We start from the raw sequence: 14,864 nt of genomic DNA on the forward strand, positions 1-14,864 counted from the left end.
CAAGACCGGTGAGGCGACCCGTGCTAATCCCTCATGCAGGAGAACAAGGCATGGCAACACTCGAAGCAAAGATCGTTCACACCACCATCAATCGCGGCTGGCGCGAGGTCTATGCCTTCATGGCCAGGCCCGAAAACATGCCGCGCTGGGCGTCCGGCCTGTCGTCGGGCCTGACGCGCGAGGGCGACCATTGGCTGGCGCCCGGACCACTCGGAAACGCCCGCGTGCGCTTCGCTCCCGCCAACGACTTCGGCGTCTTCGACCACCTGGTGACGCTCGAAGACGACACCGAGGTCCACAATGCGCTACGGGTCGTGCCGAACGGCGATGGCGCGGAGGTGATGTTTACGCTTCTGCGGCAGCCGGGGATGAGCGCCGAACAATTTGCCGGCGATGCCGCTTGGGTGACAAAGGATCTCGCCACTTTGAAATCGATCATGGAATCCGGAGAAGACAAATAAAATGGGTAACAAGGGCAACGACAGCCGTATCGACTATGTCGAGTTCAACGTCTCCGACATCGCCGCAGCCAAAGCCTTCTACGGCAGTGCTTTCGGCTGGACCTTCACCGACTACGGCCCGGAATATTGCGAATTCCAGGACGGCCGGCTGACCGGCGGCTTTACCACAACTGGCCCCGTCGGCAGCGGCGGACCGCTGATCATCCTCTATGCCGACAATCTCGAGGACATGTTCGCCCGCGTCGAAAAGGCCGGCGGCAAGATCGTCAAGCCGATCTTTTCCTTCCCCGGCGGAAGGCGCTTCCACTTCGCCGACCCGGATGGGTACGAGCTGGCGGTCTGGTCGGCGCAGTAAGGCTGAGACACTCAGGGAGGTAGAGCGGGGACGATGGCAGCAGCCTCGCCACACGGGCGCAGTGGCCGCCTCCTCTCCACCATCATCTCTGTGCTTGTCACAGAGATCCAGCGGCCGTGCGTCCGCACGGCAAGAGGCGCTGAGCCAAAACATGCGGGCCGCTTTTCTCGCGCCGCCGACGCGGGGCGGCTGGATTTCTGTGACAAGCACAGAAATGAGGGAGGTTGGAGAGACGGCAGCGCGCGTGCCGTTCGCGCTGCGTGCCTCGCTGCGTAATCGGCAATCAACCGATACGTCTGCGACTGCGTCGCCGCCATCCGTATCCTGTGGACGCACACTCCCGCTTTACGCCGGCTTAATCTCTACACGCCAGAATTGCGCGCAAAGAACACAAGGGCGCGCAAGAGCATGGCCGACACGCATAACTTTCTGAAAAATTCCGTCATCATCGGCGCCCATCCCGACGACGAACTGCTGTGGTTCACCTCGATCCTCAACAAAGTCGACGAAGTGATCATCCTTTACCGCGACATCTGGTCGGAACCGCAGATGGGGGATGCGCGCGCCGCTGCCATCAAGGCCTATCCGCGCGGCAATGTCCGCTTCCTGGAAATGGAAGAAACCGGCTCCTTCGACTGCGCCGACTGGACCAATCCGAAGCCCGGCCCCTTCGGCATGGAATTCGGCACAGAAGGAACGCGGCGCGAGGCCAAACGCATCGTCAAGAAGTCGCTGTCGCAGATCATGCCCGGCAGCTTCCGCCACTCGACGAGACCGATTGCGCAGGCCTATCGCGACAACTACGAAACGCTCTACCGCACGCTTTACCCGCTGCTGAAGCCCGAGATGAACGTCTTCACCCACAATCCCTGGGGCGAATACGGCCATGAGGATCACGTGCAGGTCTTCCGCGTGCTCGACCGCCTGCGCGGCGAGATCGGCTTCAAGCTCTGGATGTCCAACTATTGCACCGAGCGCTCAATGCCGCTCGCCATGCAATATTTCAGCCGCAGGCCGCAAGACTATATCCGCCTGCCGGCCGACAAGGGCTTTGCCGAGCAGGTTGCCAATATCTATCGCCAGCACGGCTGCTGGACCTGGCGCGACGACTGGATCTGGTTCGACGACGAATGCTTCATGGAAGCGCCATCCAGCAAGCCGGAAGGTGGCGGCTTCCACCTCTTGCCGATGAACCTCTTCAATTTCGGCACGGTGGTGAAGAAGCCGGTCAACGCCCCGCTGCTTCTCGGCACCGCGTTATCGAGCGTCGTGGTCGGCGCCACCATCGCTGCCGCCCTGGAATGAGAAAGGCCGCGTCCTGACGCGGCCTTTTCCCGAATGGGTAGATTGGTGCGGCTGCGCTCTGCGCTGCCCTCACTGTCCTGCCTGACATCTCTCCCCGCAGGCGGGGAGAAGGTGGCGGCAGCCGGGGCAACCGCCTGCTCAGTCGCCAGTGCCCTACTCGCCGCCACCCAGCGAATGCACGAACACGGCAAGCTGCTTGACCGTGGTGTCGCCGAGGCGCGGCAACCAGGCCGGCATCACGCCGTGCTTCGGCGTCTTCATCTGGGCGATGATCGCCTGTTCGCCCGAGCCGTTCAGCCACAACGCGTCGGCGAGATCAGGTGCACCGAACTCGCGGTTGCCCTTGGCATCGGGGCCATGGCAGGAGGCGCAGTTGGCTTCAAACAGCGCCTTGCCCGGCTCGACCATAGACGCATCCGACGGCGTACCGGTGAGGCTGACGACGTATGCGGCCGTCTGCTTGATCTCTTCCGGCTGCAGGATTTCGGCGAAGGACGGCATTTCCGACACGCGGGTCTCGCCATCGCCGTTGTAGCGGATGCCGTGGGCGATCGTCTGGTAGATCTCCTCGGGCTTGCCGCCCCAGAGCCAGTCGTCGTCGTTCAGGTTCGGGAAGCCGGCAGAACCGGCCGCACCCGAGCCATGGCACTGGGCGCAGTTGACCTTGAAGGCCGAAGCGCCGCCGGAGACGGCGAACTGCTGCAGCTGCGGATCGGCAATGATCTGCTCGATCGTGCTCGAGGCGATCTTCTCGAGGTTGCCGGCCTGCGCGGCCTTGGCGCTGGCAAGCTCGGCGCTCACCTCGGCACGGCTCGAATAGCCGAGCACGCCCTTGGTCGCGTCGGTCAGAAGCGGTACCGCCGGATAGACGATCATGTAGCCCACCGCCCAGACGATGGTCGCGTAGAAGGTATAGACCCACCAGCGCGGCATCGGGTTGTTGAGTTCGCGGATACCGTCCCATTCGTGGCCGGTGGTCTCAACGCCGCTGATTTCGTCGACGTGTTTGTCCGCCATTATTTTAATCCTCCTTCAGAGGGATGGCTGCGGCCTGGTCGGCGGCCTTCTTGGCGCCGGGCCGGAAGATGAAGGCGACGACGCCGAGGAAGAAGAGGGTCATGCCAAGCAGCGCCCAGCTATCGGCGAACTGGCGCATGGCCGTGTAGGTTTCCATGTGCGTCTCTCCTTAGCGGTATCCGGTCGTGTCGTCGTAAGTGGAGAAATCGACCAGCGTGCCGAGCATCTGCAGATAGGCGATGAGCGCATCCATCTCCGTCAGCTTCTGCGGGTTGCCGTCGAAGTCGCCGAGCTTGGCCTTCGGATAGCGCGCCTCGACGCCGGAGGTGTCGGCGTTCGGATCGGCCTGCGCCTTGATGTCGGCCAGCGCGTTGTCGATCATCTCGTCCGTATAGGGAACGCCGACCGCCTTGTTGGCCTTCAGGTTCATGGCGATGTTCTTCACGTCGAGCGTCGTCTCCTTGAGGAAGGCATAGCTCGGCATGACCGATTCCGGCACCACCGAGCGCGGCTCGGTCATGTGCTGCACGTGCCACTCGTTGGAATAGCGGTCGCCGACGCGGGCGAGATCCGGCCCGGTGCGCTTGGAACCCCACTGGAACGGATGGTCGTACATGGATTCCGCCGCCAGCGAATAATGGCCGTAGCGCTCCACTTCGTCGCGGAACGGGCGGATCATCTGGCTGTGACAGACATAGCAGCCCTCACGGACATAGATGTCGCGCCCGGCGAGTTCCAGCGGCGAATAGGGCCGCATGCCTTCCACCTTCTCGATGGTGTTTTCGAGGTAGAAGAGCGGCGCGATTTCCACGATGCCGCCGATGGAGACGACGAGCAGCGAGCCGACGAGCAGCAGGGTTGCGTTGCGTTCAAGGGTCGCGTGTTTGTCGAGAATGGACATGGTCTGGGCCCTCCTATTCCGCAGCTTTCAGTGCGGGCTGAGCAGCACCGAAGATCGGGGCTTCGTCGCGCACGCGGCCGAGGATGGTCATTGTTACGTTGAAGGCCATGAGCAGAGCCCCGGCGAGGAACAGTGCGCCGCCAAGAGCACGCAGCACGTAGTAGGGCAGCATGGCCGCGACCGATTCGGCGAAGGAATAGACGAGGAAGCCCTGGTCGTCGTACTCGCGCCACATCAGGCCCTGCTGGATGCCGGCGACCCACATGACCGCCGCGTAGACGACGATGCCGAGGGTGGCGAGCCAGAAGTGCCAGTTGACCATGCGCACGCTGTAGAGGCGCTCGCGGTTCCACAGCTTCGGAACGAGATAGTAGATCGCGCCGAAGGTGATGAGGCCGTTCCAGCCGAGCGCACCGGAATGCACGTGGCCGATGGTCCAGTCGGTGTAGTGGCTGAGCGAGTTGACCGTCTTGATCGACATCATCGGACCTTCGAAGGTCGCCATGCCGTAGAAGGCAACGGCCATGACCATCATGCGGATGATCGGGTCGGTGCGGATCTTGTCCCAGGCGCCCGAAAGCGTCATCAGACCGTTGATCATGCCGCCCCAGGAGGGCATCCACAGCATAACCGAGAACACCATGCCGAGCGTCTGAGCCCAGTCGGGCAGCGCCGTATAGTGCAGGTGGTGCGGACCCGCCCAGATGTACATGAAGATCAGCGACCAGAAGTGGATGATCGACAGGCGGTAGGAATAGACGGGGCGGTTGGCCTGCTTCGGAATGAAGTAATACATCATGCCGAGGAAGCCGGCCGTCAGGAAGAAGCCGACGGCGTTATGCCCGTACCACCATTGCGTCAGCGCATCCTGCACGCCGGCGAAGGCCGAGTAGCTCTTCGAGCCGAGGAAGGAGACCGGTACCGCCAGGTTGTTGACGATGTGCAGCATCGCGATCGTGACGATGAAGGCGAGGTAGAACCAGTTGGCCACATAGATATGCGGCTCCTTGCGCGTCAGAAGCGTGCCGAGGAAGGCGATGAGATAGGCGACCCAGACGATCGTCAGCCACAGGTCGACATACCATTCCGGCTCCGCATATTCCTTCGACTGGGTGATGCCGAGCAGGTAGCCGGTGGCCGCCATGATGATGAAGAGCTGGTAGCCCCAGAACACGAACCAGCCGAGATTGCCGCCGAACAGACGCGCGCGGCTGGTGCGCTGAACGATATAGAAGGACGTCGCGATCAGCGCGTTACCGCCGAAGGCGAAGATCACGGCCGAGGTGTGCAGCGGCCGCATGCGGCCAAAGTTGAACCAGGGCTCGATATTGAGGTCCGGAAAGGCGAGCTGGAGCGCAACCACGACGCCCACGAGAAAGCCGACGACGCCCCAGAAGACGGTGGCGATCACGCCATACTTGACCACGTCGTCGAAATATTCCGACTGCGGCGGTGGTGGTGGCGTCCTGCCCGCGGAAACCGGGCTGAACTCGATGCGTCGCATCAGCAGGATGGTGCCGGCGAGGAGCACGAAGAACAGCACCCACATATGGGCTTCAAAGTGCCGGTCCTGCGCAAACCCGGCGCCGACAAGCGCCAGGAAAGCACCGACCCCGAGCAGGATCATCTCGAATGTGTATTTCATGGTTGGGTCCCCAACTTGGTCCGAACGCACGCGGCGACGCGCCCGGAACGAGGCACGCCACTGCAGCTTGCCGGAAAGTGTCAGAATCGGGGCAGCCTGGCCTTGATTCAGATCAAGGCTGGAGCACCTCGAATGCATCATCCTCGGCAAACAATAGGGAGCGCCATGGGAGCTGGCGTCTGAAGCCGATGAAAAAGACATTCGAGGATGGACGAATCCGGAGCCGGCCAGAGCCGCCTCCCCGCCCCATCCCGATGGCCGAGCCCTTCGCATGGCTCGCCCGCGCACATGAAGAACAACTCGCGCTCTGCAACAGCCTCGAGGAAATCGCCGACAGTCTGCCCGCCGAGATCGACCGACAGAAGTGCGTCTACGCAGCAAAGGTCCTCGGACCTATGATCCGTGAGATGCATTCCGGCGAGGAAAGCCTGGTCTTTCCGTGGATCGAGCGCACCTTCCGCAGCGATCCGACGATCGGCTCGACGCTGGAGCGGCTGAAATACGAGCATTGCGAAGACGAGTGCTTCGCCGAAGAACTGACGGAAATGCTGGAGCGCCTCGGCGCCGCCGACCAGACGGTCAATGCCGAGACCGCCGGCTACATGCTGCGCGGCTTCTTTACCAGCCTGCGCCGACATGTCGGTTTCGAGCAGGAATGTCTGCGCAGCATCACCGCGCCGGCCGGGTGAAGGCGCTATAGGTCACGCCGGAATGCAGAACAGGATGACGCGCGACCGCACTCCGGTCGCGCGTCATCGTTTTGGAGATCGTTTGGCCTTGGTTGATCCTCAGGCCGCGATCGCGCGGCGGCGGTCGGCATGCTCCTGGATCACCAGGATGGCGCCGATCAGCTTGCCGTTGCTTGACGTACACGGCGTCAGCCGGCAGCGCACGACGACCGTACGCGCATCGACGGTCTTGGCGAAGGTGTAGTCGACCACCTCGCCGGCAAAACAACGATCGAGATAGGACTTCACCCGCTGTTCGAAGCGCTGGATGCCGATGAACTCGACGATGTGCCGGCCGATCAAATCCATCGGGCGGCTCGCCAGATGGTTGGCGTTGAGCGGGTTGGTATAGAGGTAGCGGTAGTCGGGCGTGATCACCGCGATCCGATCCGGGAAGCTATCGAGGATGGCCTCGTTGAGGAGCCCTTCATCCGCCCTGCCCTTGCTCGGCTGCGCCGGCAGGCGCTCAAGCTGCAGGTCGGCGAACTTCTCCGCGCCGGTCGCGGCGAAATAGCGGTTGATCAGCGATTGCAGCAATTGCGAGTGCCGGAGCACGCAGGAGATGTCGTCGGCCTCGACGCGCAGGATGTCGATCAGAAACTGGAACTGAAGTCGGGCGTCTTCGACGCTCACCGCCTTCTCGTCGTAGACGGAACGAAGGATCGGATCCAATTCGCGATCCAGAATGCTGATCAAATGCTCGTCTGCCGTACGTACGGCATACTGCAGCTGCGAATACTTGAACCAGAACAGCTCAATCAGTGCGTTCAATTCGAAACCCCAATTCCCCCACGGCAGAGCCGCTTCGATGCACTTACAAAATAGGCGTTATGCTGCAGACACTGATCTAGTTTTTGGCGTTTCCCCACCCCTTCCGTGCAAAACCACACCGCTCCGGCCACCCAAAGCGCTTGCAGTCTTCCCCGCTGAAAGACAACGAAGAGTTTACACTCATTGCGTTAGCGTTCAACAGCAGAAAGAAAAACTTAACCTTTTGAAGCATTTTCGGGACAAACCGGCATGTGCTGCCGCAAATGGGCAGAAGCGTGGAGACCGCCGAGGGCGGTATCCACCACGCGTCCGGAATTATCAAGCTCCGCAGAAGGAAGCTCGAGCGCGATCGTTCGCGGTGAAGGGAATCAATCCTTGAGATAGCGCTTGATGTGCCAGCGGTCGTGGTACCAGAGCCACTGACCGGGATATTCGCGCACCCAGCTTTCCACCTTGTCGTTCAGCACCTGCGCCGTGGCGGTGACATCGACATTGCCATCCGCCTTGCGGGGAATGGTGATCGCCGGCTCGATTTCCAGCCGGAAACGCCCGCCGGGCAGACGGATGCAGCGGGCCGGATAGACCTCGCAGTTGAACTGACGCACGAGCTTGGCGAGCAGCGGATTGGTCTGCACGTCCTGGCCGAAGAACTTGGTTTTCAGCCCCTTGCGGAACTTCTGATCGACGAGAACACCAACGCCTTGGCCGCGCTCGAGCTGGCGGGCGAGCGCGAAGGAGGAGCCGGCATGGGACGGCACGAGGTTGCCCATGCGCTCCTCGCGGAACTTGAACACCTTTTCTGCCACATAAGGATTGTTCGGCGGCCGGAAGAGTACCGTCACGTCGAGACCGAAGGCGGACCCGGCAACAGGCAGCATCTCGAAGTTGCCGCTATGTGCCGTGAAGACGATGAAGGGACGCGGATTGTCCCGGAGCTCCAGGAACAAGGGAATGCCCGACACTTCGATCCGACCGGGCGTCGTACGCTCCGGATCGAAATCGAACAGACGGTCGAGAAACACGTATTCGGCCGCCATGCGGCCCATGTTGCCCCAGCTTTCGAGCGCGATCGCCTCGATTTCGGCCTCGCTCTTTTCCGGAAAAGCGTTGCGCAGATTGGTCAGTGTCAGCTTGTGGCGGCTGGTCCTCGGGCCGATGAAGCGCACCGCGCGATCCATGAAGTTGATCGCGCCATCAGCCGGGAACATCTTCAGGATCGTCAAAAGCAGGAACACGAACTGCGCGATCAGCCACTGGCGGAAACGATCCGCCGCCAGCACCAGCCGTGTGATCAGCATGCGCACGTCGATCAATCCATCTTCAGGATGATCTTGCCGAAGATCTGGCGCGATTCCATGCGCTCCAGCGCCCGGTCGATCTGATCGAGGCTGATTTCAGTGTCGATAACCGGATGAACGAGGCCGCGCGCCATCTTCTGCATGGCATTCGCCATGTTCTCCATGCGGCAGCCGAAGGAGCCGAGCAGCTTCAGCTGCTGCTGGAACAGCATCATCAGGTTCATGTCGGTGGAGACGCCTGAGGTGGAGCCGCAGGTGACCAGACGGCCACCGCGCTTCATGCAGAGCATGGAGCCCGCCCAGGTGTCCTTGCCGACGTGTTCGAACACGACGTCGACGCCCTTCTTCTTGGTGAGCTTGCGTACCACGCCTTCGAAACGGTCGGTGCGGTAGTTGATGACGTGATCGGCGCCGAGCGCCTTCGCCTTCTCGATCTTGTCGTCGGAGCCGACGGTGGTGATCACGGTGCAGCCAATCTTCTTGGCAAGCTGGATCGCGGCCGAACCGATGCCGGAGCCGCCGGCATGGACGAGAATGGTTTCGCCGGGCTCAAGCTTGGCGTTGTCGAACAGCATGTGCTCGACGGTACCGAAGGTGACCGGTGCAAGCGCTGCCGCAACCGCATCGACACCCGGAGGGGCCGGAACCAAGAGGCGGGCCGGCAGATTGATCTTTTCCTGCGCGAAGCCATCGAGGTGGAAGCCGTGCACGCCGCCAACATGTTCGCAGAGATTGTCGCGACCTTCCTTGCACGGACGGCAGAGGCCGCAGGTGCGCGCGCCATAAATCGACACGAGCTGACCCGGCAGCACGCTCGAAACGCCTGGGCCGATGCTGTCGACCACGCCGGACGCTTCCGCGCCGATGACGAGCGGCATCTTGCGCTTGGCAAATGCCATGCCGCGCCAACCCCAGACGTCGATATGGTTGAGTGCCACCGCCTTGACGCGCAGCGTCACCTCACCCGGGCCGGGCGCTTCCGGTTCCGGAATATCGGTGATTTCAAGCTTGCGGTCATCGAGCAGTTGCAGGGCGCGCATGGTTCTTCCTTTAAATGTTCAGATCGACAGGCGGCATATACACGTCTTGTGGACATGTCGCCATTCTACAGAGGGTGGCGCTGGCGCCCCCTCTGCCCTGCCGTGCATCGCCCCACAAGGGGCGAGATTGGATATGGCCCCCCTTGCCCTTCAAGAAAGCCCCCAATGCGAGCCTTGCTATTGGAGCGACCGGCCGACCGCGCGTCGATCTCCCCCTTGTGGAGGAGATGGCCGGCAGGCCAGGGGGGGGTATTTCGCTTGACCGATCTCCGGCTCAGGCCGGCTCGGCAGTCATGACAAGGCTGGCGTTCTGGCCGCCGAAGCCGAAGGAGTTCGACAGCACGGCAGTCACCTGCTGGCTGCGCTTCACGTTCGGCACCACGTCGAGCACGATCGCCGGATCGGGGTTCTGGTAGTTGATCGTCGGCGGCAGCGTGCCGGTCAGCATCGTCTGGATCGAGAACACCGCCTCGACGGCTCCTGCCGCCGTCAGCGTGTGGCCGATCATCGACTTGTTGGACGAGACCGGGATCGACGGCAGGCGGTCGCCGAAGACAGCCGACATCGACAGGTATTCCATCTTGTCGTTCTCGGGCGTCGAGGTGCCGTGGGCGTTGATGTAGCCGATACCCGTTTCATCGATGCCGGCGTCGGCAAGCGCGGCGCGGATCGTCGCGATCGCCGGGCCACCGTCTGGAGACGAGCGCGTGCGGTGGAAGAGATCGGCCTTCTCGCCGCAACCCTTCAGGATGCCGTAGACGCGGGCGCCGCGGGCAACGGCTGCTTCCAGCGATTCGAGCACCAGCGTCGCTGCCCCTTCGGCAATCACGAAGCCATCGCGATCCTTGGTGAAGGGCTTGGATGCCTTCTCCGGCGGGTCGTTCTGGGTGGAGAGCGCCGAAAGCAGCGCAAAGCGGATCAGGGCCTCGGCGCTGACCGAGCCATCGGTCGCAACCGTCAGCGCGCGCTCGGTGCGGCCCTGGCGGATCGCCTCGACGCCGAGCTGGATTGCGGTCGCGCCCGAAGCGCATGCAGTCGACAGCGTCACCGGCAGGCCGCGCGTGCCGAAGCGATCGGCAAGGCGTTCCGAGATCGAGCCGAAGAGCACGGCCTCATGAAACACCGGATCGGCCTTCTGGCGCATGGCGGCGAGGAAGCGGTTATAGGCGTCGCCCGGCTGTTCCGACGGCGGCGAACGATCGGCAAGTTCGAAGCGCGCGCTCCATTCCGGCTCGACCGGCGGGGCAGCCAGGAACAAGGGGCCGTTGAAATCGCCGGAAATGCCGGCCTGCGCCAAGGCCTCCAGCGTCGTTTCGCGCGCCATGGCGTAGGAACGCTCGACGGAGTTGGCGGCGGGGATGTCGATGAAATCGACAGTGCCGGAAATGCGGGTGTTCAGACCCTCCGTTGGGAAACGGGTGATCTTGTGAATACCCGAGACGCCGCCCGAAAGCGCTGCCCAATTGTCTTCGACGCCCTGGCCGAGCGAGGTGATGACGCCCATGCCGGTGACGGCGATGATCGGGCGGCCGAGATGGTCCTTGTAAGCGTTGCTCATGGTCCGCTCCTAATTATTCGGCCGAAAGAACGGCGACGCCTTCGCCGCGCGAATGGCCGACGGTGGTCACCACCGCAGCCTTGGCCGCTGCCGTCATCGGCTTTTCAGCACCGGCATCGAAAGCCGGCACCTTGGCTCCCTCGCCCAGCGACAGAGCCGCAAGCGCCAGACCCAGCGGGAACTGCGCCTCGATGCTGTGACCGACCAGGCCGCCATAGGCGCGCACAGGCGCACCGGTCAGATTCGCCTCGAGAAACGCCTTTTCGCGTGCCACGAGGTCATGGAAGCCGGAGGTACCGGAGAACACGATGGTCGAGGTCGGGTCGAGCTTTTCCGCAGGTTTTGCGAGGTCGGCAAGGCGGGCTTCCAGCTTGCCGCCGTCACGCGCGCCGCGGTCGCCACCGATCGCGTCGATCGAGGCATAGATGCGGGCGCCGCGGGCTTCGGCATATTCGCGCGATTCCAGCACGAGGAAGGCGCCGACCGAACCGAGGATCATGCCGCCGCCGGCGTCCTTGCTGCGAGACCAGATCGGATGCCAGTCGCCAAGCGCGTGCCCCTGGATCGCTTCGATCAAGAGAATGATGTCGAGACGTTCGGCCGAAAACGCGCCACCGACGAGCGTGTGGGTCGACTGGCCGGCCTTGATGCGGGCAAAGGCAGTTTCGATCGCCGAGATGCCGGCCGCTTCCTCGCCCATGAAGGTGCGCGACGAACCGGTGACCTTGTGCACGATCGAGATGTTGCCGGCGAGCAGGTTCGAAAGCTGGGCGAGGAACAGCGTCGGGCGCAGTTCGGTCGTCAGCTTTTCATTGAGGAGCTGTTCGCGGTCGTTGCGCTTCAGCGCTTCGTCGACGATCAGCGAGTCGACATTGATGTCGCGCTCGCCGCCGCCGGCAGCGACGATCATGTCCATGCTGCCGCAGGCTTCGAGATTGTCCTTGAGACCGGCGTCATCGAGCGCCAGGCCCGCGGAAAAAACGCCGAGACGCTGCCAGTTTTCCATCTGGCGCTGGTCGCCACGCTTGGCGATCTGCTGCGACCAGTCGATCTCCGGCAACGGATGCACCGGATAGGGGCTGAACTTTTCGGTCTCGACGCACACAGCCGGCGACGTGCCGGCAGTAAGCAGCGCCAGATGCGGCTCGACGCCGACGCCCTGGCTGGTGACGATACCGACGCCGGTAATGACAACGTCGTTTGCGGATTTGCTCATCTTACTTCTCCGAACCGGCTGACGCCGAAAGAGCTGCCATCAGGCCGACTTCCCCAGCCCGCTTGCGCACGATATCGCCGAGAGGAACCTGATCGAACGGCATCGTCCGCAGCTTCAGTTGCGCGTCGCAGACCTTCTTGCCGGCCGAGGTGATCTTCGCCTTGGTGACGGCAAAGCCCGAGCCTTCGTGTTCGAGGAACGCCTCGATCTCGAGTTCGGCCGAGGGCTCGACGAATGTCCGCATCTTGGCGCCGTCGACCGACATCAGGAAGGGCATGGCGGCAAAATTGGTGGCCGCGAGCACCAGGAAACCTGAGGCTTGCGCCATTGTTTCGATCAGAAGCACGCCCGGAACCAGCGGATAGCCTGGGAAATGGCCTTCGAATACCGGGCTCTTCTCGGGCACCACGGAGCGCGCCGTCAGCCGGCCAGCCGAAAGATCGACCGTTTCGACACGATCGATCATCTGGAAGTATTCAAGGAGCATTGAGGCTCACCCTGTTCGTTTTCGGGCCGTTCGTTTCGGGCTCAAGTAAAAACGCCAATGCCGCCTGTCAAGCGCGGGGCGCGACGGGCGGCATTGGAAATCGAGTAGCAAGGCTCGGGCGAAAGCCCGATCAGCCCTTGGCTGCCCGCAGTTCGTCGATCTTGGCGCAGAGGTTCTTCAGAACGAAGTATTCTTCGGTCGAAACCTTGCCTTCGTTGACTTCCTGCGTCCACTGCTCGAGCGGGATCTTGATGCCGAATTCCTTGTCGATCGCAAACACGATGTCGAGGAAGTCCAGGCTGTCGATGCCGAGATCGTCGATCGTGTGGCTTTCCGGCGTGATCGTCTCGCGATCGATCTCGCTCGTTTCCGCGATGATGTCGGCAACCTTGTCGAATGTAGCTGTCACGCGCATACCTCTTTATTCTTATGTCGAGTCTCGGCGATCCTATAGGTAAATGCGCTGCAAAAGCCAATGGGCTAGATGGCAACGGCTTGCAAAATGGGGACCGGTGTTGCCAGAGCGCCGCGCGCCTGAAGGCGCGCAGAAGACGGCCGAACGGGAATAAGCATCGGTCAAACAGCCACAGAATGCCGACCGCGGCCATTGCCGAGATAGGCGTCGAAGGCGGCCGCCACCGAGCGGGCAAAAGGCCGTCCGCGCTCGGTCAGGCGGAAGGTACCGTTTTCGATCGTCGTCAGACCATCGGCATCGCGCGCCCGATAGAGCCGCGCTTCCCCGATCACAGCGGCGGCCAGACCCGGAAACGTCTGCTCGACCTCGTCAAAGGAGAAGGCGAAGCGGCACATGATGTCGGCGATCACTTTTGCTCTCAGCCGGTCGTCCGGCGTGAAATGGTAGCCGCGAACGGCCGCCAACCCCGTGCTCTCCACATGGCGCAGGTATTCGCCGGTTGCCGGCATGTTCTGGACATAACCTTGACGAAACTGGCCGATCGCCGAGGCACCAAGACCGATCAGCGTCTCGGCGGCGTCATCCGTATAGCCCTGGAAGTTGCGGCGGAGCTTCCCTTCCCGGCTGGCCCGCGCCAGGCTGTCCCCAGGCTTTGCGAAGTGGTCGATGCCGATTGCCTCGTATCCGGCCGCCAGCAGCATTTCGGAAGCCCGGGTCATCTGGGCGAAGCGCTCGACGATACCGGGCAGGCTTTCGTCGGGGATCATCTTCTGGTGCGTCTTCATCCACGGCACATGCGCATAGCCGAAGAGCGCGACGCGATCGGGGGCAAGCGTCAGCACCGCCTCCATGGTGCGCTCCAGTGACTGCAGGCTCTGGTAGGGCAAGCCATAGAGAACATCGCAATTGACCGAGTGCACACCCCTCGCCCGCGCCGCCTCGATCGCGCCGCGTGTCTGCTCATAGGTCTGGATGCGGTTGATCGCCTTTTGCACCACCGGGTCGAAATCCTGGATGCCGAAGCTCGCCCGCGTCATGCCGATCGCCGCAAGCGCATCGTGGCGTGCCTCGTCGAGGTCGTTCGGATCCATCTCCACGCTGATCTCGCAATCGGACGCAAAAGTGAAATTCTCGGTGAAGGCGCGCTTGAGCGCGATCATGTCGTCCGGCCGGACGAGCGTGGGTGAACCGCCGCCGAAATGCAGCGCCGTGACCCTGGCCTCGCGGCACACCCGCCCGCCGACCTCTGCAACCTCGCGATGCAGTCCCTTGAGATAGGTCGCGACCGGATCGTAGCGCAGCGTCTGCTTGGTGTGGCAGGCACAGAACCAACAGAGCCGGTCGCAATAGGGAATATGGGCATAGAGCGAGATCGCCTCGTCGGGGCCGATCGTACCGAGCCAGCTTTCATAGTCCGCAGAGCCCACCGTCTCGGAGAAATGCGGGGCGGTCGGGTAGCTGGTGTAGCGCGGCACTGGGCCTGCATGCTTGAGGATGAGCGCGTCTTCCATCGGTCTCTCCACTGTCATGAAGTTGGCATAGGACGGATGGACAAGGGTGCCTTTGATTTTGATCAAGTTGCCGAATTAACACGTTAAAATTGACAATGCGCAATTCAACGTGAGACATTGTTTCGCGCTTTCGAAATTAGCACCTGTCAACTCTTG

At 62.4% G+C, this 14,864-nt stretch carries 16 protein-coding genes; 4 read left to right on the top strand and 12 right to left on the bottom strand.

Annotation, left to right across the window (positions count from 1 at the left end; genetic code table 11):
- Window positions 1-50 precede the first annotated feature (50 nt).
- The 3 genes from LAC81_RS09475 to LAC81_RS09485 all read left to right on the top strand — a co-directional run bounded on the left by LAC81_RS09475 (window position 51) and on the right by LAC81_RS09485 (window position 2,121).
- The gene (locus tag LAC81_RS09475; protein WP_223727613.1) at window positions 51-461 is read left to right on the top strand and encodes an SRPBCC family protein; all 411 of its coding nucleotides are present in this window, start codon (window positions 51-53) and stop codon (window positions 459-461) included.
- Between the two features lies 1 nt (window position 462).
- On the top strand, window positions 463-816 hold the full coding sequence (locus tag LAC81_RS09480) for a VOC family protein (protein WP_223727614.1): 354 nt from the start codon (window positions 463-465) through the stop codon (window positions 814-816).
- Window positions 817-1,224: 408 nt separating this feature from the next.
- Entirely contained in the window at window positions 1,225-2,121 is an 897-nt protein-coding gene (locus tag LAC81_RS09485) for a hypothetical protein (RefSeq protein WP_223727615.1), read from the top strand.
- Between the two features lie 153 nt (window positions 2,122-2,274).
- Here LAC81_RS09485 and ccoP read toward each other — a convergent pair whose 3' ends face one another.
- From ccoP to ccoN, 4 genes are read right to left on the bottom strand one after another with little or no spacing between them, the layout of a single operon-like run.
- Window positions 2,275-3,138 (bottom strand): cytochrome-c oxidase, cbb3-type subunit III, encoded by an 864-nt coding sequence (gene ccoP, locus LAC81_RS09490; RefSeq protein ID WP_113539348.1) that lies wholly within the window; start codon window positions 3,136-3,138, stop codon window positions 2,275-2,277.
- A 4-nt stretch (window positions 3,139-3,142) separates the two neighbouring features.
- Entirely contained in the window at window positions 3,143-3,295 is a 153-nt protein-coding gene (locus LAC81_RS09495) for a cbb3-type cytochrome c oxidase subunit 3 (RefSeq protein WP_113539347.1), read from the bottom strand.
- 12 nt (window positions 3,296-3,307) lie between these two features.
- Window positions 3,308-4,039: a cytochrome-c oxidase, cbb3-type subunit II gene (gene ccoO / locus LAC81_RS09500; RefSeq protein WP_223727616.1), complete on the bottom strand. Its 732-nt coding sequence runs from the start codon at window positions 4,037-4,039 to the stop codon at window positions 3,308-3,310.
- A 13-nt stretch (window positions 4,040-4,052) separates the two neighbouring features.
- Window positions 4,053-5,684, bottom strand: a complete 1,632-nt coding sequence (gene ccoN / locus LAC81_RS09505) for a cytochrome-c oxidase, cbb3-type subunit I (protein ID WP_223727617.1) — start codon at window positions 5,682-5,684, stop codon at window positions 4,053-4,055.
- A gap of 188 nt (window positions 5,685-5,872) precedes the next feature.
- On the opposite strand from ccoN, the gene LAC81_RS09510 reads away from it, so the two are divergent.
- Window positions 5,873-6,373 (top strand): hemerythrin domain-containing protein, encoded by a 501-nt coding sequence (locus LAC81_RS09510; RefSeq protein ID WP_113539344.1) that lies wholly within the window; start codon window positions 5,873-5,875, stop codon window positions 6,371-6,373.
- A gap of 99 nt (window positions 6,374-6,472) precedes the next feature.
- Here LAC81_RS09510 and LAC81_RS09515 read toward each other — a convergent pair whose 3' ends face one another.
- The 8 genes from LAC81_RS09515 to hemN all read right to left on the bottom strand — a co-directional run bounded on the left by LAC81_RS09515 (window position 6,473) and on the right by hemN (window position 14,708).
- Entirely contained in the window at window positions 6,473-7,183 is a 711-nt protein-coding gene (locus LAC81_RS09515) for a PAS domain-containing protein (protein WP_113539343.1), read from the bottom strand.
- A gap of 368 nt (window positions 7,184-7,551) precedes the next feature.
- Complete coding sequence (locus LAC81_RS09520) at window positions 7,552-8,481, bottom strand: lipid A biosynthesis lauroyl acyltransferase (RefSeq protein ID WP_223727796.1); 930 nt, start codon at window positions 8,479-8,481, stop codon at window positions 7,552-7,554.
- 11 nt (window positions 8,482-8,492) lie between these two features.
- Window positions 8,493-9,521 carry a zinc-binding dehydrogenase gene (locus tag LAC81_RS09525; protein WP_065376515.1) on the bottom strand — a complete coding sequence of 343 codons (1,029 nt, stop codon included), beginning with the start codon at window positions 9,519-9,521 and terminating at the stop codon, window positions 8,493-8,495.
- Between the two features lie 274 nt (window positions 9,522-9,795).
- The gene (locus LAC81_RS09530) at window positions 9,796-11,079 is read right to left on the bottom strand and encodes a beta-ketoacyl-ACP synthase (protein ID WP_223727618.1); all 1,284 of its coding nucleotides are present in this window, start codon (window positions 11,077-11,079) and stop codon (window positions 9,796-9,798) included.
- A gap of 13 nt (window positions 11,080-11,092) precedes the next feature.
- Window positions 11,093-12,295, bottom strand: coding sequence for a beta-ketoacyl-ACP synthase (locus tag LAC81_RS09535; protein WP_223727619.1), 1,203 nt, complete (start codon window positions 12,293-12,295; stop codon window positions 11,093-11,095).
- A 1-nt stretch (window position 12,296) separates the two neighbouring features.
- Entirely contained in the window at window positions 12,297-12,782 is a 486-nt protein-coding gene (locus LAC81_RS09540; protein ID WP_113539340.1) for a 3-hydroxyacyl-ACP dehydratase FabZ family protein, read from the bottom strand.
- A gap of 130 nt (window positions 12,783-12,912) precedes the next feature.
- Window positions 12,913-13,197: an acyl carrier protein gene (locus LAC81_RS09545; RefSeq protein WP_089044188.1), complete on the bottom strand. Its 285-nt coding sequence runs from the start codon at window positions 13,195-13,197 to the stop codon at window positions 12,913-12,915.
- A gap of 161 nt (window positions 13,198-13,358) precedes the next feature.
- Window positions 13,359-14,708 carry an oxygen-independent coproporphyrinogen III oxidase gene (gene hemN, locus LAC81_RS09550; RefSeq protein ID WP_223727620.1) on the bottom strand — a complete coding sequence of 450 codons (1,350 nt, stop codon included), beginning with the start codon at window positions 14,706-14,708 and terminating at the stop codon, window positions 13,359-13,361.
- Between the last annotated feature and the right edge of the window lie 156 nt (window positions 14,709-14,864).

The sequence above is a fragment of the Ensifer adhaerens genome, from assembly GCF_020035535.1.
Taxonomy (GTDB): Bacteria; Pseudomonadota; Alphaproteobacteria; order Rhizobiales; family Rhizobiaceae; genus Ensifer.